Raw genomic sequence first — 17,733 nt, 5'->3', positions numbered from 1 at the left:
TTGGTCGGTCTCAGTTGTTGGCGGTGATCAAGTCGTTGACCACCTTGGGCGTGATGAAGATCAGCAGCTCGCTGCGCTTGTCTATCTTCTGCGTGCTGCGGAACAAGGCGCCCAGCAAGGGGATGTCGCCAAGCAGCGGCACCTTGTTGACCACGTCATTCAGCTGCTGCTGGTAGATGCCGCCGATCACCACGGTGCCGCCGTTGTCGACCAGCACCTGGGTGACGATTTTTTCGGTATTCAGCGATGGCGTGCCGTTGACCGTTTGCTGGAAGTTGGCGGAGTCCTTGTTGACGGTGATTTCCATCAATACGCGGTTGTCCGGCGTGATCTGGGGCATGACTTTCAGACTGAGCACGGCCTTTTTGAACGACACTGAAGTGGCGCCGCTGGAGCTGGCTTCCTGGTAAGGAATTTCCGTGCCCTGCTCGACGGTGGCTTCTTGCCGGTCCGCCGTCATCACGCGCGGGCTGGAGATCACTCGGCCCTTGTCCTCGGCCTGCAGTGCCTGCAGCTCCAGGCCGATGATGCCGGACTTGCCGACGCTATACAGCGCGGTTAGGGAACTGGCGGGGTTGGCGCTGATTGGCAGGTTGACGCCGGGCTTCACTGCGTAAGGCGTCTGGGTGGCGCCCTGCACCGGCGGGATGCGGCCGTTGGCGTTGGTGATGGCATTATCCAGGCCGCTGCCGCTGATCAGGCCGTCGCTGCCTATGCGTTCATAGGCCAGCCGCACGCCCAGGTCGCGTTCCCAGTTGTCGGTGGCCTCGACGATGCGCGCTTCGATCAGCACCTGTTTTACCGGGATGTCGGTCTTGCCGATGATGTCGCGGATCTTGTCGATGACCGAGCCGATATCGTTGACGATCAGCGTATTGGTTTTTGAGTCGATCAGTACGCTGCCGCGCTCGGACAGCAGGCTTTGCTTCTTGCCGGAGGTATTGTCTCCATCCAGCACTTTCTTGAAGTCGTCGGCCGAGCGGTAGCGCAGCACGAAGGTTTCGGAGCGCAGCGGTTCCAGCGTGGCCAGCTGCTGGCGCGCTTCCTGCAATTGTTTGTCGCGGGCCAGCAGCTCGTCGCGCGGGGCGATCTGGATGATGTTGCCATTGCGGCGCTGGTCCAGGCCCTTGGTCTGCAGGATCAGGTCCAGCGCTTGATCCCACGGCACATCTTTCAGGCGCAGCGTGATGTTGCCGGTCACCGAGTCGCTGGTGACGATGTTGAGGCCGGTGAATTCGGCGATCACTTGCAGCACGGTGCGCACTTCGATGTTCTGGAAGTTCAGCGACAGCTTGTCGCCCTTGTACAGTTGCTTGCCGCCGTCGGCGACCACTTGATCCGCAGTCGGACGACGCACCTCCACCACCAGCTTGCCGTCGGTCTGGTATGACGAGTAGTCCCAGTCGCCCTGCGGCTGGATCAGGATGCGGGTGTTGTTGCCGAGGTTGCTGGCGTCCACTTTGGCCACCGGGGTGCCGAAGTCGGTGACGTCCAGCCGGCGGACCTGCTGGCGCGGCAGCGTCGCGCCGATGATGTCCACCGCCAGGTTCTTGCCGTCGCGGCGGATGTCCACCGGCGTATTGGCGTTGGGCAGGGTCAGCTCGACCCGGCCCTCGCCGTTTTTGCCGCGGCGGAAGTCCAGGGCCGCAGGTTTGCCGGCGGCGGCCAGCTGTTCGGTGGCCTGTTGCGCGGCATTGAGCGGCGAGGTTTGTTCGGTTGGCGTGGCGCCCTGGTTCGGCGACATCGAGCCATCCAGCGTGAGCAGCAGCTTGTTGCCCTGGATTTGGCTGCGGTAGGCGGCGAGCCGGCCCAGATTCAGGATCAAGCGGGAACGGCCGGTGGCCTCCACCGCGACGGCGGATTTCAGCAAGGGGCCGTCCACATTGATGGCCGGGCTGGCCAGCTTGACGGCGGTATCGGCGAAGTCCAGCGCGATGCGCGGCGGATTGGACATGGAGAAGCTGTTTGGCTTTACCGCCGGACCATCAAAGGTGATCTGCACCGTTTGCAGATTGCCGTCTATTTTTCCCGTGTCTATCGCGGTGATGGCCGGCCCGGCCAGTGCGTGCACGGCCGCCAGACTCATCGCCAGTCCCCCCAGCAGTGCGATGGATAGCTTATTCATTTATTCTGCCCTTGTTCTTCCAGGTACAGGTTGCTTTCGCGCTGTACCCATTCTCCATTTAGGTCTTCAACGGTCTCGGCCAGCTTGACGCCGGCATCGTCGATGGCGGTGACTTTGCCGTAATTGGTGCCGACATAATTGCCAGGTTGGATGCGGTAGACCGTGCCTTCCGGCGTGCGGATCAATGCATAGATTTTGCTGCCTTGGCGTATGGTCCCCACCATCGCCAGCTTGTCCATGTCATAGTTTTCCAGCGCCTCGCGTGGTCGCTTCATGTCCGGCGCATTGGCGGAATTCTGGCTCTTGCCGGCCTGCAGTTTCTGCGGATTGAACGGGTCCAGCAGATCAAAAGCCTGGTAACTGAACGGTTTGTAGGCCTGTACCTGCGGCAGCGGCTCGATCTGGCCGCGCAGGCCCTGGCTGCTGGAGACGATCCAGGCCTGAAGGTCGTCATTGCCGGCGTTGCCGCAGCCGCACAGTAGCAGAGCGGGCAGGAGGAGGGTGAATCGGTTCTTCATCGCGGCGGCCCTTTACTTAGCGGCCTGGGCTGCCGGCACGCCCATGCGCTCGCCTGGCTCCAGCGCGCGATAGGTGCGCGCCGTGGCGTCCATCGTCAGCCGGTTGCCGTTGCCGGGGGTGAGGTTGATGTCGCTGATGGTGACGATGCGCGACAGCTGCGCCACGTCGTTGACGAAGGCGGCCAGATCGTTGTAAGTGCCGGTCAAACGGATGGTGATGGGCACTTCGGCCATTTCCGTGGAGCGGATTTCGGTGCCGGGTTTGAACAGATCGAACTGCAGCCCGCGGCCGATGCCGGCCTGGTTGATTTCCGTCAGCAGCGTGTCCATGTCCGACTTGGTGGGCAATTGCTTCAGCAGCGCGCCGAAGGAGGCGTCGATTTCCTTCAGCTGCTGTTCCAGCGCGTCCAGGTTGACCGCCTGCCGTTTTTTGTCGATGAAGGTCTGCTTCAGTTGTTCTTCCTGTTGCTTGGCCTGTTGCAATTGATCCAACTGCTCGCCCAGCACGAAGAAGTAGCCCAGGCCCAGCAGCATCAGCAGCATCACGGCCAGCGCCAAGCCTTGCGCCTGCAGCGGCCAGTTGGGCATGTCCTTGGGGTCGAGGGCGCGTAGTTCGTCCAGCGTCATGGCTTGGCTCCGGATGGATTGGTATTTTTCAACTGCGTATCCGGCGGCGCTTGGCGCAGCGTGGCGTTCAGGGTGAAGGCGTTGGCCCGCTGGTTGTTGGCGATGGTGGCGGTGACCTCAACCAGCACTGGCGATTCGAAGGTTTCCGACTGGCCCAGCTGGCGCATGAAGTTGGACACCCGCGCGCCGGACTGGGCGAGTCCGGTCAGCGTCACTTGGTTGCCGGTTTGCTTGAAGGAGCGCAGATAGATGCCGTCCGGCGTTTGCCGCACCAGTTGGTCGAACAGGTGCACCGCGCCGTTGCGGCCTTCCTGTAGCCGTTCCACCAGCTGCTTGCGCGCCAGCAGGTCGTCGCGCTGCTTCTTCAGCTTGCCGATGTCCTTGATCTGCCGGTCCAGCTTGCCGATTTCGGCTTGCAGAAACTGGTTGCGCCGCTGCTGGTCCGCCTGAATATGCTCCAGCACCAGATAGGCCACGCCCAGCAGCAAGACCGCGGCGGCGATGGTCGCGCCGGTCAGCAACTGGAAACGCAGGCGATGCGCCGCTTTTTTCTGTTCGCGGTGAGGGAGGAGGTTGATCCGTATCATTCAGTCGAACCTCCTGAGCGCCAGGCCGCTGGCGATCAGCAGCGACGGTGCGTCCATCAGCAATTCCTTCAGTCGGATGGAGCCGGACTGTACCATGGTGGTGAAAGGGTTGGCGATCATGGTGCTGATCTGGGTGCGGCCGGCCACGGCGTCGTCCAGGCCGGGCAGCATGCTGCAGCCGCCGGCCAGCAGAATGTAGTCCACGCGCAGATATTGCGACACGCTGACCGTGGTGTAGAAGAACTGCAGCGCGCGCTGGATTTCCTGCGCCAGCGAGTCGATGAAGGGATGCATCAGCTCCGATTCATAGCCGTCCGGCAGCGCCATGCTGCGCTTGCTGGCCTCGGCCTCCTCGAAGCTGATGTTGTAGCGGCGCTGGATGTCGCGCGTCAGTTGATGGCCGCCGAACATCTGCTCGCGATAATAGATTTGCTGCCCGTTGCGGATGATGTTGCAGTGGATGCGCGTGGCGCCGATATCGAACAGGGCGAAGGTCTGGTTCATGCCGTGGTCCGGCAACTGCTGCTGGATCTGCTCGAACGCGGTCATCATCGCAAACGACTCCACATCCACCACCTGCGGCCGCAGGCCCGCCATTTCCACCACCGCGACGCGCTCTTCCACCTTCTCCTTGCGCGCCGCGCACAGCAGGACTTCCATGTCGTCGATGCTGGATGGCGATGGCCCCAGCACCTGGTGGTCCAGATTCACTTCCTCCAGCGGGAAAGGAATGATCTGGTGGGCCTCGTTCTCGATGATCTCGTCCATGTCATCGATCTGGCTCACCGGCACTAGGATCTTTTTGTAGATGGCCATCGGCGTAGGGATGGCGATGGCCACATTGCGGACCGGGCTGTCCAGCCGTTTCCAGGCGCGGCGTATGGTTTCGGCGATGCCTTCGATTTCCACCAGATTGCCGTCGTTGACGGCTTCCTTGGGCAGCGGTTCGATCACGTACCGCTCCACCTGGCAGTTTCTGCCGTTGCGCGACAGCTCCACCAGCTTGATGGCCGTGTTGCTGATGTCCAGCCCCAGCCGCGGCGAATTGTGGGCTTTTCCCAGTCCCAGCTGTTCGAGCCAGGGCAGCTCGAGCTTCAGTTTTTCGAATAACATCTTCGCCTCAATCCGCTTCTCTGCAACAGAATTTCGAACTGTTGCCGCCATTGTTTGTCTTGTTGGCATTCACAAGACGTTATAATCCGCTTTCCAATGAAAGCCCATCGTATATATGCTCAGACGATTTCTTGCAATCATGGCGGGTGTTTTTCTAGGCGGTGTGGTATTGCTGGCGGGCGCCGCAGCAATTGCCGTCATCATAACCTACCCCCGCTTGCAAAGCCTTGATGTAATCACGGATTACCGTCCGAAAATCCCGCTACGCGTGTATTCCGCCGACAGCCAGCTGCTGGGCGAGTTCGGCGAGGAGCGGCGGTCGTTTTCCCGCATCCACGAAGTTCCGCAGCTGATGAAGCAGGCCGTGCTGGCTGCGGAAGATGAACGATTCTACCAGCACAGCGGCATCGATTACCTAGGCATCCTGCGCGCGGCGGTCGGCAATATCGTGTCCGGCCATACGCGATCCGGCGCCAGCACCATCACCATGCAGGTGGCGCGCAATTTCTTCCTGTCCAGCGAGAAGACCTTCACCCGCAAGTTCAACGAAGCGCTGCTGGCGTTCAAGATCGAGCACACGCTGAGCAAGGACCAGATTCTGGAGCTGTATTTCAACCAGATCTATCTGGGCCAGCGCGCCTATGGTTTCGGCGCGGCCGCTCAGGCTTATTACGGCAAGTCGCTGAATGAGCTCAGCATCGCCCAGATGGCGATGCTGGCCGGCCTGCCCAAGGCGCCGTCAGCCTACAACCCGGTGGTCAACCCCGACCGCGCCAAGCTGCGCCAGCAATACGTGCTGCGCCGCATGCGCGAGCTCAACTTCATCACCGAAGACCAGTACCAGCAGGCGCTGAACGAGCCGCTGAAGCTGGCCAGCCAGGCAGCCGATACCAGCCAGCCCGGCCAGTATGTTGCGGAAATGGTACGCCAGGCCATGTACGAGCGGTACAAGGAAGCCGCGTACACCGAAGGCTTCAAGGTGTACACCACCATCGACAGCCGCCACCAGCAGTGGGCGTATGACGCGCTGCGCGCCGGCCTGACCGATTACGACCGCAAGACCGGCTACCGCGGCCCGGAAAGCTATCTGGACCTGCCCTCCGGTAGCGGCGAAGATCTGACCGAAGCGCTGGACGAGGCGATGGGCGATCTGCGCGACAGCGGCGACATGCTGCCGGCCATCGTGCTGTCGGCCAGCCCGAGCGAGGTGCAGGCCTATATGCGCGGCGGCAAGACCGCGGTGATCAAGGGCGCGGGGCTGGATTTCGCCCGTCGCGGCCTGAGCGCCAAGGCTTCCGCGCAGCAGCAGATCCGCCGCGGCGCGGTGATCCGCGTCCAGGCCAATCCCAAGGGTTACTGGGAAATCGTGCAGATGCCGGAAGTGGAAGGCGCCTTCGTGTCGCTGGATACCCGCACCGGCGCCATCAAGTCGCTGGTGGGCGGCTTCGATTTCAACCGCCGCAGCTTCAATCACGTGACCCAGGCCTGGCGTCAGCCCGGCTCCTCGTTCAAGCCGTTCATCTACTCGGCCGGCATCGAACGCGGCATCACGCCGTCCACCATGATCAACGACGCCCCGCTGTCGGTGCCCGGCGTCAACGGCCAGATGTGGGAGCCGAAGAACGATGATGGCAAATTCTCCGGCTTGATCACACTTCGCCAAGGTCTGACTCGCTCCAAGAACCTGGTGTCGGTGCGCGTGTTGATGGCCATCGGCACGGATTACGCCCAGCAGTACATCCAGCGCTTCGGCTTCTCGCCCAAGCAGCATCCGGCTTATCTGCCGATGGCGCTGGGCGCCGGCTCGGTGACGCCGCTGCAGATGGCGGAGGGGTATTCCGTGTTCGCCAACGGCGGCTACCGCACCAAGGCCTACTTCATCGACCGCATCGAAGACCAGTCCGGCCGCGTGCTGGCCAAGACCGTGCCCACCGTGGCCGGCCAGAACGCGCAGCAGGCGATCGATCCGCGCAACGCCTTCATCATGCGCTCGATGATGGGCGACGTGGTGCGCTACGGCACCGGCTTCCGCGCGATGAGCCTGGGCCGCAGCGATCTGGGCGGCAAGACTGGCACCACCTCGGATTGGAAGGACGCCTGGTTCGTCGGCTTCAATCCCAATCTGGTGGCCGCCACCTGGGTGGGCTTCGACCAGCCGCGCTCGCTGGGCCGCTACGGCTACGGCGGCACCGCCGCGCTGCCCATCTGGATCAACTACATGGGCAATGCCTTGAAGGGCCAGCCGGAAGTGGAGCTACCGGTGCCGCAGGGCATCGTGGTGAAACCGGGCGCCGGCCAGCGCGGCGGCGACGAGTATTACTACGAAGAATTCCAGAAGACCAATCCGGAACTGCGCATCGACAATAGCGGCTCCGTGCCGGGCGGCGACGTCGACGCCAGCGCGCCGGTGGACGACGGCAGCAAGCCGGCCGCGCAGGACGCGGTGGAGAACGTCAAAGACCAGCTGTTCTGATCGGTTTCCGGTCCATGCGCCAGCCCCGACGGCACCCGCCGCCGGGGCTTTTTTGTGCGTGCCGGCCAAGATGGGCATAATCGAAGCATTTGGCATGGCAAGGAGGCCGCCATGAAAATCGCGCAACTGACCGATATCCACCTGTTTGCCAGCCCGCAGGGCAGGTTGATGGGCGTGGATACCTACGCGGCGCTGCGCAAGGTGCTGGCGTCGGTGCGGGAGCAGCATGCCGATGCGGTGTTCCTGACCGGCGACATCTCGCAGGACGAGTCCGAGGCGTCGTACCGGCTGTGCGCCGAGGCGCTGGCCGGCTTGGGGCTGCCGGTGCACTGGATCGCCGGCAATCACGATAAGCCGGCTACGGCCGCCCGCGTGTTCGCCGAGTACGACTTCATGCATCCGCTGGATACGCTCAGGCTGGGCGGCTGGACTTTTCTCGGCGTCGATTGCTGCGTGGCGGGGCATGACGAAGGCCGCATCGACGACGCCAGCCTGGCCGCGTTGCGGAGCAGGCTGGCGCGAGTGGACGATGGCCCGGCGGCCGTGGTGCTGCACCACCATCCGCTGGCGGTGGGCACGCCGCTGCTGGACGACTGCATGCTGATGGACGGCGGGCGGCTGTGGGCCATGCTGGCGCAAGCCGAGCGCGCCAGATTGGCGATCTGCGGCCATGTTCACGGCGATCATCGCATCGTGCGCGATGGCCGCGTGCTGGAAGTGTGCCCGGCCACCTGCTTCCAGTGGATCAAGGGCACGCGCGAGGCGGCTATCGAAAACCGCCAGGGCTACCGCCTGTTCCGTTTCCTGCGGGATCATTACGAGGCGAAAACCCTGTTCTTGTGATCAGCCGCAGGCTTGGCCGCAAGCGGGGTCAGGGTTTATAGTCTGGCATCCTGAGGCGATGCCGCCGCGACGGCATCGCCTTGATGCAAGTTCAAGGAGAGCGGATGCCTTATTTCAAGTTGACCATTGTCGCCATTTTCATTCTGTCCACTGCCTACGTGCACCTGCGCGGCCGCGTGCGGCTGGGCTTCTGGCGCCAGTTGAGCGACCACTCCACCATCATGGCGCCGATCAACTGCTTCATGTACCTGTTCTCCAAAGTGCCGCCCAAGCCCTACCTGCCGGTGGAGCGCTTCCCGGAACTGCAGGCGCTGACGGCCAACTGGGAAAAAATCCGCGAGGAAGCGGCCGCGCTGTACGACCGGGGCAACATCAAGGCCTCGGACAAATACGACGACCTGGGCTTCAACTCCTTCTTCAAAACCGGCTGGAAACGCTTTTACCTCAAGTGGTATGGCCAGGATCACGCCTCGGCCCAAGCGCTGTGCCCATACACCACCCAGCTGCTGAAGCAGTTTCCCAATATCAAGGCCGCCATGTTCACCGCCTTGCCGCCCGGCAGCCGCCTGGTGCGCCACCGCGACCCGTTTGCCGGCTCCGTGCGCTATCACCTGGGCCTGATCACGCCCAATGACGACGGCTGCTACATCGACGTGGACGGGCAGAAATACAGCTGGCGCGACGGCGAGGCGGTGATCTTCGACGAAACCTATCTGCACTACGCCGAAAACACCACGGACCAGAACCGCATCATCCTGTTCTGCGATATCGAACGCCCCATGTGGTTCGCCCCAGCGCGCTGGATCAACCGCATCGTCAGCCGCGTGCTGGTGGGCGCGGCCAATTCCCCCAATCAGGAAGGCGACCGCACCGGCGGCCTCAACCGCGCCTTCCGCTACATCCAGCAAGTGCGCCTGTTCGGCAAGAAGATCAAGGCGCAGAGCCGCTTCACCTACTACCTGCTCAAATGGCTGCTGCTGGGCGGCCCCATCGTCCTATGGCTGTTCTGGGGCGCATGGCGCTGAGGCTGCCGTGCAGGCATTGAAAAACCGCATGTCGAGAGGCATGCGGTTTTTTGTTGCTCACACAGCTCGCCACGTTTTTATCGACCAGCACGATTTTTCTATTAAAAACAGTAACTAAGAAATGCAGTGGCTTATGAAGCCGGACAACAATGGACGGTTTTGGATCGGCTGGGAATTTTTGTTGACGGATTTAGGCGGGAAAGGGCGGGAAAGTCGCCAAGTGGGATTCATGCGAAATGGGGACTGCATGCGCAAGGCGCATGAAAACGCATGAATCGCGGCAGCAGAAAAACAACGCGCCAGGCCATACAGTGCGGGCCTAGCGCGGGTTCATGCAGGTGCATGATTCGCGGCACATGAAGCGTGGGGGCGAGGTGGGGCTTCGATAGCGCGCGCAGGGGGATAGATGCATGATTGAGCAGGGAATACTACTCTTTCGAGTATTTATTAGTCATCAAGTGTTTTTTTATATATGTAGTGGCAAGAACTGCAAAGACCATCGTTGTCTTGATCATCAATCGTTAGGCCTGTGCCACAGATTTCACACTCTGTGTAGTCTAATTCTTGTTCGCATGCTACACAGCGGCCTTCCATATTGATGAATGTTTTTTTGCTACAGTGAGGGCATTGTTCATATAAATAATCGCCGCCATCTTTAACCGATATATATTCTTCTACAGAAAGATGCTCTTCGATACACTCCTCGATTACATCAGTGAATTGAAACTCATAGTTGCATGATTTACATATCAAATGTATATCCGGATATTCGTCATCTTGGTCGGGTGCTTGGATGAGAGCTGATTTGCATTCCGGGCACCGCAAGTATTTGATAGAGCTTTCTACTGACTCATATTTCCAAGTAATTTTTTCAATGGACTCTTTGCAGTCTCTGACTTCTGCTTCATACACATCACTCACTGTTAGCAGCGTTTCCCAGCAATCTTGACCGATCAGTTCAGCTGGGTCTTCTTGTAACTCCGTATTTAGGAAATCGCGTATTAGCAAAAATGATTTGGCAATAATTTCTCGGATGGCATCTGCTGTTTTTCAGTGTAGTAATGTTCTAGATCATTTCTCACTTTTTTTATATCATCAAACCTTCGCCAATCTGTGTTTACGTTTAAGTTTGAGAATCGTTCTTTAATATTTTGGACGTCAACGGTTTTGTGCCCTTTCCCTTTAAATATGATTTCCCCATTTTCGTTGACTGTTGGGTGGATGTTTTGCTTTATTAAGAGTTCTTTGTCATAATCCGGCGATGGGCGGCAAAGTTTCTCTTTGTAAAGTAATAGTAGGCCGGCAAATATATTGCGAACTGCGGAGGCACTTTTACGTGCATCTGTTCTCTCGTAGTCTTCAACGCCGGTCTGGATGGATTCAATTGCATTTTTTAATATTGACATGACGGGCCCTCTTTTAAGTTTTGAATTTTTTTGATGCTATGCCGTCTGGTTTGTTAAAAAAATAGCCCACCACGGCATCATCTTCTTTCGATCCTCCATGTACTCAGCTCGGTTGTAGGCTGCTCTGACCTTGTTGGTTTCAATATGTGATAACTGTCGCTCAATAGCATCCGGGTTGAAGCCTTCTTCGTTCAAGATAGTCGATGCTGTCGAGCGGAAGCCGTGGACATCGGCTTTGCCTCTGAAGCCCATGCTGTGAAGCGCGCGGCGCAGGGTTTCTGGCGACATCGGCCGGCGTGGGCTGTTGCGGTTGGGGAAGATGTGTTCGCGGCCGCTGTTGATGGCGTGGAGCTGGCGCAGCACTTCCAGAGATTGCTTGGATAGCGGGACGAGATGGGGAGGCGCGGTTTTCTTGGATTTCTCCGGCAGCTTGCGATGTTCCGGTGGGATGGTCCACAGCGCCTTGTCGAAGTCGATTTCCTCCCACCTGGCCATGGCCATTTCTCCGACGCGGGTGAAGGTCAGCAGCATCAGCTTCATCATCAGCTTGGTTTGCACGCTACCGTCGTACTTCTCCAGCGCTTCCAGAAAGGCGGGGATATCCTCGCGCATTAGCGCCTTGCGCGGGGTGGATTGCTGGCTCTTGAGGGCGTCAGTCAGCGGCGCGGCCGGGTCGCTATCGCAGCGGCCGGTCAGGATGGCCAGGCGGAACACGGCTGAGCAGCGTTGCCGCAGGCGCTTGGTGGTGTCGATGTTCCCGGCGCTCTCCACCTTGCGCAACACTTCCAGCAGCTCCAGTGGGCGAATCTCGTGGATTGGCCTGTCCCCGATGTAGGGGAAGATGTGGGTCTTCATGGCGGACAAGACGCGCTCACTGTGGGCGCGGGACCATTCGTGGCTTTCTCTTGCATGCCACTCCAGCGCGATGGCTTCAAATTTGTTGGCCGTCGCTGCCTGCTTCAGCATTCATTCCAGCTTGCGCTGTTCACTTGGGTCTTCGCCATTGGCCAGCCGCCGGCGGGCGTCGTCTCGCTTCTGACGGGCCTCCTTCAGTGTGGTCTCGGGGTAGACGCCCAGGGCCAGGCGTTTTTCCTTGTCATTGAAGCGGTACTTCAGCCGCCAGTATTTGGAGCCATTGGGCATGACTTCCAGGTACATGCCTTTTTCGTCGGATAGGCGAAGCGGCTTGCCGTCCTCTCTTGGTTTGGCCGTCTTGCAGGCGGTATCGGTCAGGGGCATGGAGCTGTTCTCGGGTGCATTTGGGGGCATCAAAAAGTGCCCCCTTTGTCGATGCCCCCAAGTATGCCCCCATGTGCGCCAGGCTTTCAATGGAACTATTTGGACGGTTTCGGACGTTAAAAAACCCGCAAAGCCTTATCTGGTGCGGGTTTTATGGACTTTCTCGGACTGCTTTGGAAGTGTGGGTGGCCCGACAGGAATCGAACCTGTAACTGCCCCTTAGGAGGGGGCCGTTATATCCATTTAACTAAACACTGTGGTCTAGAAGCCCTGAAGAATATGTATGGCAAAACACGATGGGTTCTGAAGATAAGTCGAATGGCGCTACGCTTCGAATAATAATCATACTTATTCTCACTCTACCATCAAGCGATAGAATGGCTCTTGTCGTAAAGTTTGGCTCTGCATTTCGCTACCATCACGCTGGCTTCTAAATTCATTGCGATAACTGATATATTTCCAATTTTCAGGACGGATGTCTGAGTCAGGATGCTGCCCTGGATTAACCCCGTTTTCAGATAGTTTGGATTCCAAGCACTCAACAAATAGCCGTGTCTTATGGAGTGATGGTGCACTGTATTGCGAATTTTCCTGGTCCGGTTTTACATACAAAGTGAACTGAGCACCCGCGCCCACGCGGGACTTGTGATCGACACGTTCCATGTCGGTCACTTTCCATTTGTCAATTGGACTGTCCTCTGAAAACAGCATTGCGGACAGCGCATTGAATGCTTTGGGTACTTGGTCTCCCTGCACACTGATGTGGAACTTGTCTCCAGCAAACTCACCCTTGCACTGAGGATTTTCTCGACGTGCGTGCATGAAAACATCACCTCCATGGTTTTCCAGCTGAAAACCATGGCTCATGGCAAAAAAGCCACTCTGACGCATCCCTGAGTAATCTGGTGTATCCAGTGCCTCTTTGAAGTGCGAAATCGGCATCTGTTTCATTTGATTGTGTAGGGTGCTGAGATTGGTTTGTAGGCTCTCATTCGTAGAGGGCTTCTGCAGTTTCTCATCAGGGCGCCCCATATTCAAGGCAAGGAGAGGGAGTTTTAAACCGACTCGGTTGATAGGCATGACAAATGTGCTCCACAAGGCAGGTGTAGCCATGATTTCAAAGGAAAATGCAGCCTGCTTGCAAAAAACGATCATTTGCTTGAGGGGTGTTCGGGCGCTGCTGGAGCGGCGCACTCGAAATGGGTTGTCTAAATATGATAAAGCCCGCTTGTGCGGGCTTTAGTTTGGCGCTTCCGACAGGAATCGAACCTGTATCTGCCGCTTAGGAGGCGGCCGTTCTATCCGTTGAACTACGGCAGCAGTGCTATAAAAGTGCTACGCACTATTTTTTGTCTCCTGCAAGTTATTGAATTAACTGGAAAATGCAAGTAAGTCAATCCATTTAACTACGGAGACGCTTGAGAAACTTGGGCGCGCTTAGGCGCTGCGGTCCACCGACAGGCGGGCCAGCTCGATCAGGGCCTGGCAGGTTTCCGATTCGGGAATGTTCTGCAAGGAGGCAATGGCCTGTTCGGCCATTTTCACGGCTTCATTCTTGGCATATTCCAGCGCGCCGCAGGATTGTACCGCATTCAAAACGTCGTGGAAACGGTCGCGGTTGGCGTGTTCCAGCGCTTCGCGCACCAGCGTGGCCGCCTCCGGGCTGCCATTGCGCATGGTGTAGATCAGGGGCAGCGTCGGCTTGCCTTCGGCCAGGTCGTCGCCCAGGCTCTTGCCTATGGTCTCGGCGTCGCCGCTGTAGTCCAGCACGTCGTCGATGATCTGGAAGGCGGTGCCCAGGTACATGCCGTAGTCGGCCATGGCCTGCACCTGTTCCGGCGCGGCGCCGGAGATCAGCGCGCCCACGCGGGCGGCGGCTTCAAACAGCTTGGCCGTCTTGTACTGGATCACCTTCAGGTAATCGTCCTCGCTGACGTCGGTGTTGCCGATGTTCAAGAGTTGCAGCACTTCGCCTTCGGCGATGATGTTGGTGGCTTCGGCCATCACTTCCAGGATGTCCATGCTGCGCGTGGTCACCATCATCTGGAAGGCGCGGGTGTAGAGGAAGTCGCCCACCAGAACGCTGGCGGCGTTGCCGAACAGCGCATTGGCGGTTTTGCGGCCGCGGCGCAGGTCGGACTCGTCCACCACATCGTCGTGCAGCAGCGTGGCGGTGTGGATGAACTCTATCATCGCGGCGAGTTCAAACAGGTGCGCGCCCTGGTAGCCCAGCGCGCGGCCCGACAGCAGGGTCAACGCCGGGCGCAGGCGCTTGCCGCCGGCGGAGATGATGTATTCCGCCACTTGGCGGATCAGTACGACATCAGAGTGCAGACGGTCGCGGATGACGCGATCTACGGTCTGCATGTCAGCGGCTATCAGGGTTCGGAAAAGCGGGGTGGACACGTTTTCAACCAGTTTAATCGTTGCGATGGGTACGCCAAAGTGCGGAATCTTACCAGAAAAGCCCCCGCAGCCGCCATGCCGCCGTGTTCGCCGCATAAGTCGATGAAATTATTGACAAGTTGAGGGCGGGCACGTATAGTCTCGCGTTCCCTTGCGCATCAGGTGCGGGGATTCAATATTCAGGAGCTCATGCGAATGTATGCGGTCATAAAAACCGGCGGCAAGCAGTACAAGGTTGCCATCGGTGAAAAACTTAAAGTAGAACAGATACCTGCAGACATCGACAGCCAGATCGTACTTGAAGAAGTGCTGATGATTGCTGACGGTGAACAGGTTGTTGTAGGCGCCCCGCTGGTAGCCGGTGCCACCGTCAAGGCTACCGTAGTTGCCCACGGTCGTGGCGACAAGATCCGCATCTTCAAGATGCGTCGTCGTAAGCACTACCAGAAGCATCAGGGTCATCGTCAGAACTTCACCGAAATCCGCATCGACGCGATTTCGAAGTAAGGATAAACAGTCATGGCACACAAAAAAGCAGGCGGTAGCTCCCGCAACGGTCGTGACTCCGAAGCCAAACGCTTGGGCGTTAAGGTTTACGGCAGCGAACTGATTCCGGCAGGTTCCATCATCGTGCGTCAGCGCGGCACCAAGTTCCACGCTGGCGAAAACGTCGGCCAGGGCAAGGACCACACCCTGTATGCGAAGGTTGATGGCTACGTTGAATTCACCGTTAAGGGCGCGCATCAGCGCAAGACCGTTAACGTGGTTCCGTACACCGGCGTAGACGGCGAATAATTTTCGCTTTCTGGCACCCGAGAAAGCCCTATCCTTCGATAGGGCTTTTTTCATACCCGAGGGGCAAGGCGTGAGGGTTGGATGGCTCCAATCCTGACGCCTGACTCCTCGCTAGACAGAGGTTTTGAGCAATGAAATTCATCGATGAAGCCCGGATTGAAGTGATGGCCGGACGCGGCGGCAATGGCGTCGCCAGCTTCCGCCGCGAAAAATTCGTGCCGTTTGGCGGCCCGGATGGCGGCGACGGCGGCAAGGGCGGCAGCGTGTACGCGGTGGCCGACGAGAACGTCAACACCCTGGTGGAGTTCCGCTTCGTCAAGAAATACCTGGCGCAGCACGGCGAGCGCGGCCGCGGCGCGGATTGCTACGGCAAGGGCGGCGACGATATCGAACTGAAGATGCCGGTAGGCACCGTGATCACCGACCACGACACCGGCGAGCTGGTGGCCGACCTGACGCATCACGGCCAGCGCGTCATGATCGCCAAGGGCGGCAAGGGCGGCCTGGGCAACATCCACTTCAAGTCGTCCACCAACCGCGCGCCGCGCCAGTGCACGCCGGGCGAGGATGGCGAGCAGCGCACCTTGAAGCTGGAGCTGAAGGTATTGGCCGATGTGGGCCTGCTGGGCATGCCCAACGCCGGCAAGTCCACCTTCATCCGCGCGGTATCCGCCGCGCGTCCCAAGGTGGCGGATTATCCGTTCACCACGCTGCACCCCAATCTGGGCGTGGTGCGGATGGACGATACCCGCAGCTTCGTGATCGCCGACATTCCGGGCCTGATCGAAGGCGCGGCCGAAGGCGCCGGCCTGGGCCACCGCTTCCTGAAGCACTTGCAGCGCACCGGCTTGCTGCTGCACGTGGTGGACATCGCGCCGTTTGACCCGAATGTGGACCCGGTGCGCGAGGCGCGCGCCATCGTCGACGAACTGAAGAAGTACGACGAGGAGCTGTACAGCAAGCCGCGCTGGCTGGTGCTCAACAAGGTGGACATGCTGCCGGAGGACGAACGCGAGCTGACCGTGTCCGCCTTCCTCAACGCCTACGGCTGGCCGCAGACGCCGCCGGACGATTCCTTCGGTTTCGACATCAAGGCGCCGCGCGTGTTCACCATCTCCGCGCTGAACCACGAAGGCACCCGCGAGCTGACCTTCGCCATCATGTCCTATCTGGACGTGGTGCGCGCCGAGGCGCGCAAGGAAGCCGAGGCGCTGCAGCAGCAAGCCGCAGCCGCCAAGCAGAAGCTGATCACGCCGGAAGCGCCGACGGTAAGCGAGGGTGACGAGGTGTAACGAAAACGCAAGGTTTTCATGGTATGGAAGACGGGCTGGAGGCATATCCAGCCCGTTTTTTTATTCAATTTGGGCAAAATATGGGCTTTTGACCGATTTTCGCTCATTTTCGTCGCTTTGTTGTACACCGATCTTTTCACGCGCCGTTACTTCACAAGTCAATTGGATGTTGTATTTTGTCCTCAGGGGAAAACGCCAAGCCAGCCGCCGGTTTGAAGGGCTCCGTGGCACGGAATCTGCTTAGCTTGGCTGCATATGCCCAGTAAATGATTGCGGCATAGCAAGAAAATCCGTCTTGCTAGACAAATTGCTCTAACTATATAACATGGTGCAGCCAAGCCTTAGACCTTGAACAGACTCTTGGCCTGGCCGAATCACGAGCAGTTTGCAGTTCCGTTCCGGGCGCTGGGGTGCCTGGGTGACAAAATGCCGGCGTTCTCGCCGGTCGACGAAACAAGAGTTCGCATTGCTTTGATGAGGAGAATCGCATGAAGAAGGCACTTGCTGCGCTGGCTATCGGCCTGATGGCCGCCTCCGTGGGCGCTTACGCCAAGGACTGGAAGGAAATCCGCTTTGGCGTGGACGCCAGCTACGCGCCGTTTGAATCCAAGGCCGCCAATGGCCAGATCGTCGGCTTCGACATCGACCTGGGCAACGAGATCTGCAAACGCTTGAAGGCCAAGTGCGTGTGGGTGGAAAACGATTTCGACGGCATGATCCCGGCGCTGAAAGCCAAGAAGTTCGACGGCGTGCTGTCGTCGATGTCGATGACCGAGGCGCGCATGAAGGAAATCGCCTTCTCCGCCAAGCTGTTCAATACCCCGACCCGCATGGTGGCCAAAGCTGGTTCCGGCCTGATGCCGACGCCGGCCTCGCTGAAGGGCAAGCGCGTGGGCGTGGAACAGGGCACCATCCAGGAAGCCTACGCCAAGAAGCATTGGGCGCCGGCCGGCGTGGAAGTGGTTCCGTACCAAAACCAGACCCTGGTGCTGGCCGACCTGACCGCAGGCCGCCTGGACGCCTCGCTGCAGGATGCCGTGCAGGCCGACATGGGTTTCCTGAAGAAGCCTGAAGGCAAGGGCTTCGCCTTTGCCGGCGCCAACCTGGTTGACCCGCAAACCCTGGGCGAAGGCGCCGGCATCGGCCTGCGCAAGGAAGACACCGATCTGAAGGCCGCCATCGACAAAGCCATCGCCGGCATGCTGAAGGACGGCACTTACAAGAAGATCGAGAAGAAATACTTCACCTTCGACGTGTACGGCGGCTGATGCCGCCAGCGGGAGG

The 17,733-nt window shown here is 59.2% G+C and carries 18 protein-coding genes and 1 tRNA gene; 7 read left to right on the top strand and 12 right to left on the bottom strand.

Translation table 11 applies throughout. The annotated features are described in order from the left end of the window. Positions 1–10: 10 nt before the first annotated feature. From C2134_RS16235 to C2134_RS16215, 5 genes are read right to left on the bottom strand one after another with little or no spacing between them, the layout of a single operon-like run. Positions 11–2,125, bottom strand: coding sequence for a type IV pilus secretin PilQ (locus C2134_RS16235; protein ID WP_103321166.1), 2,115 nt, complete (start codon positions 2,123–2,125; stop codon positions 11–13). Beyond that, entirely contained in the window at positions 2,122–2,643 is a 522-nt protein-coding gene (locus C2134_RS16230; protein ID WP_043629537.1) for a pilus assembly protein PilP, read from the bottom strand. The genes C2134_RS16235 and C2134_RS16230 overlap by 4 nt, the downstream gene beginning before the upstream one ends. A 12-nt stretch (positions 2,644–2,655) precedes the next feature. Next, positions 2,656–3,270 carry a type IV pilus inner membrane component PilO gene (locus tag C2134_RS16225; protein ID WP_103321165.1) on the bottom strand — a complete coding sequence of 205 codons (615 nt, stop codon included), beginning with the start codon at positions 3,268–3,270 and terminating at the stop codon, positions 2,656–2,658. Then, on the bottom strand, positions 3,267–3,857 hold the full coding sequence (locus C2134_RS16220) for a PilN domain-containing protein (RefSeq protein ID WP_103321164.1): 591 nt from the start codon (positions 3,855–3,857) through the stop codon (positions 3,267–3,269). Before C2134_RS16220 ends, C2134_RS16225 begins: the two co-directional genes overlap by 4 nt. Next, positions 3,858–4,970 carry a pilus assembly protein PilM gene (locus C2134_RS16215; protein ID WP_103321163.1) on the bottom strand — a complete coding sequence of 371 codons (1,113 nt, stop codon included), beginning with the start codon at positions 4,968–4,970 and terminating at the stop codon, positions 3,858–3,860. It lies immediately after the preceding gene. A gap of 217 nt (positions 4,971–5,187) precedes the next feature. Between C2134_RS16215 and C2134_RS16210 the strand changes: the two genes are divergently transcribed. From C2134_RS16210 to lpxO, 3 genes are all read left to right on the top strand, one after another. Further along, positions 5,188–7,443 (top strand): penicillin-binding protein 1A, encoded by a 2,256-nt coding sequence (locus tag C2134_RS16210; RefSeq protein WP_233196481.1) that lies wholly within the window; start codon positions 5,188–5,190, stop codon positions 7,441–7,443. A 111-nt stretch (positions 7,444–7,554) separates the two neighbouring features. Next, positions 7,555–8,286 (top strand): metallophosphoesterase, encoded by a 732-nt coding sequence (locus tag C2134_RS16205; RefSeq protein WP_071109926.1) that lies wholly within the window; start codon positions 7,555–7,557, stop codon positions 8,284–8,286. Between the two features lie 104 nt (positions 8,287–8,390). Beyond that, a complete protein-coding gene (gene lpxO, locus C2134_RS16200; RefSeq protein WP_103321161.1) occupies positions 8,391–9,311 on the top strand; it encodes a lipid A hydroxylase LpxO in 921 nt (306 codons plus the stop codon). Positions 9,312–9,758: 447 nt separating this feature from the next. On the opposite strand, the gene C2134_RS21325 is transcribed toward lpxO, so the two are convergent. From C2134_RS21325 to ispB, 7 genes are all read right to left on the bottom strand, one after another. Beyond that, on the bottom strand, positions 9,759–10,232 hold the full coding sequence (locus tag C2134_RS21325) for a hypothetical protein (RefSeq protein WP_146042189.1): 474 nt from the start codon (positions 10,230–10,232) through the stop codon (positions 9,759–9,761). An 80-nt stretch (positions 10,233–10,312) separates the two neighbouring features. Beyond that, complete coding sequence (locus tag C2134_RS21320) at positions 10,313–10,717, bottom strand: hypothetical protein (RefSeq protein WP_146042188.1); 405 nt, start codon at positions 10,715–10,717, stop codon at positions 10,313–10,315. A 36-nt stretch (positions 10,718–10,753) separates the two neighbouring features. After that, entirely contained in the window at positions 10,754–11,683 is a 930-nt protein-coding gene (locus C2134_RS16195) for a tyrosine-type recombinase/integrase (RefSeq protein WP_103321160.1), read from the bottom strand. Further along, positions 11,684–11,956 (bottom strand): Arm DNA-binding domain-containing protein, encoded by a 273-nt coding sequence (locus C2134_RS16190; protein WP_158248789.1) that lies wholly within the window; start codon positions 11,954–11,956, stop codon positions 11,684–11,686. Between the two features lie 354 nt (positions 11,957–12,310). Then, positions 12,311–13,150, bottom strand: coding sequence for a type III secretion system effector phosphothreonine lyase (locus C2134_RS16180; RefSeq protein WP_304529172.1), 840 nt, complete (start codon positions 13,148–13,150; stop codon positions 12,311–12,313). A 51-nt stretch (positions 13,151–13,201) separates the two neighbouring features. Continuing rightward, positions 13,202–13,276: transfer RNA gene (locus C2134_RS16175), tRNA-Arg, on the bottom strand. Between the two features lie 117 nt (positions 13,277–13,393). After that, positions 13,394–14,374, bottom strand: coding sequence for an octaprenyl diphosphate synthase (gene ispB, locus C2134_RS16170; RefSeq protein ID WP_103321423.1), 981 nt, complete (start codon positions 14,372–14,374; stop codon positions 13,394–13,396). Between the two features lie 183 nt (positions 14,375–14,557). On the opposite strand from ispB, the gene rplU reads away from it, so the two are divergent. From rplU to C2134_RS16150, 4 genes are all read left to right on the top strand, one after another. Continuing rightward, positions 14,558–14,869: a 50S ribosomal protein L21 gene (gene rplU, locus C2134_RS16165; protein WP_043621130.1), complete on the top strand. Its 312-nt coding sequence runs from the start codon at positions 14,558–14,560 to the stop codon at positions 14,867–14,869. Between the two features lie 12 nt (positions 14,870–14,881). Continuing rightward, positions 14,882–15,157: a 50S ribosomal protein L27 gene (gene rpmA / locus C2134_RS16160; protein ID WP_043621127.1), complete on the top strand. Its 276-nt coding sequence runs from the start codon at positions 14,882–14,884 to the stop codon at positions 15,155–15,157. A 131-nt stretch (positions 15,158–15,288) separates the two neighbouring features. Continuing rightward, the gene (gene obgE / locus C2134_RS16155; protein ID WP_103321158.1) at positions 15,289–16,449 is read left to right on the top strand and encodes a GTPase ObgE; all 1,161 of its coding nucleotides are present in this window, start codon (positions 15,289–15,291) and stop codon (positions 16,447–16,449) included. Positions 16,450–16,937: 488 nt separating this feature from the next. Continuing rightward, positions 16,938–17,717 (top strand): ABC transporter substrate-binding protein, encoded by a 780-nt coding sequence (locus C2134_RS16150; protein ID WP_103321157.1) that lies wholly within the window; start codon positions 16,938–16,940, stop codon positions 17,715–17,717. The last annotated feature ends 16 nt before the right edge of the window (positions 17,718–17,733 follow it).

The organism is Chromobacterium sinusclupearum (assembly GCF_002902845.1).
GTDB lineage: Bacteria > Pseudomonadota > Gammaproteobacteria > Burkholderiales > Chromobacteriaceae > Chromobacterium > Chromobacterium sinusclupearum.
This window is presented reverse-complemented; position numbering and strand designations above follow the sequence as displayed.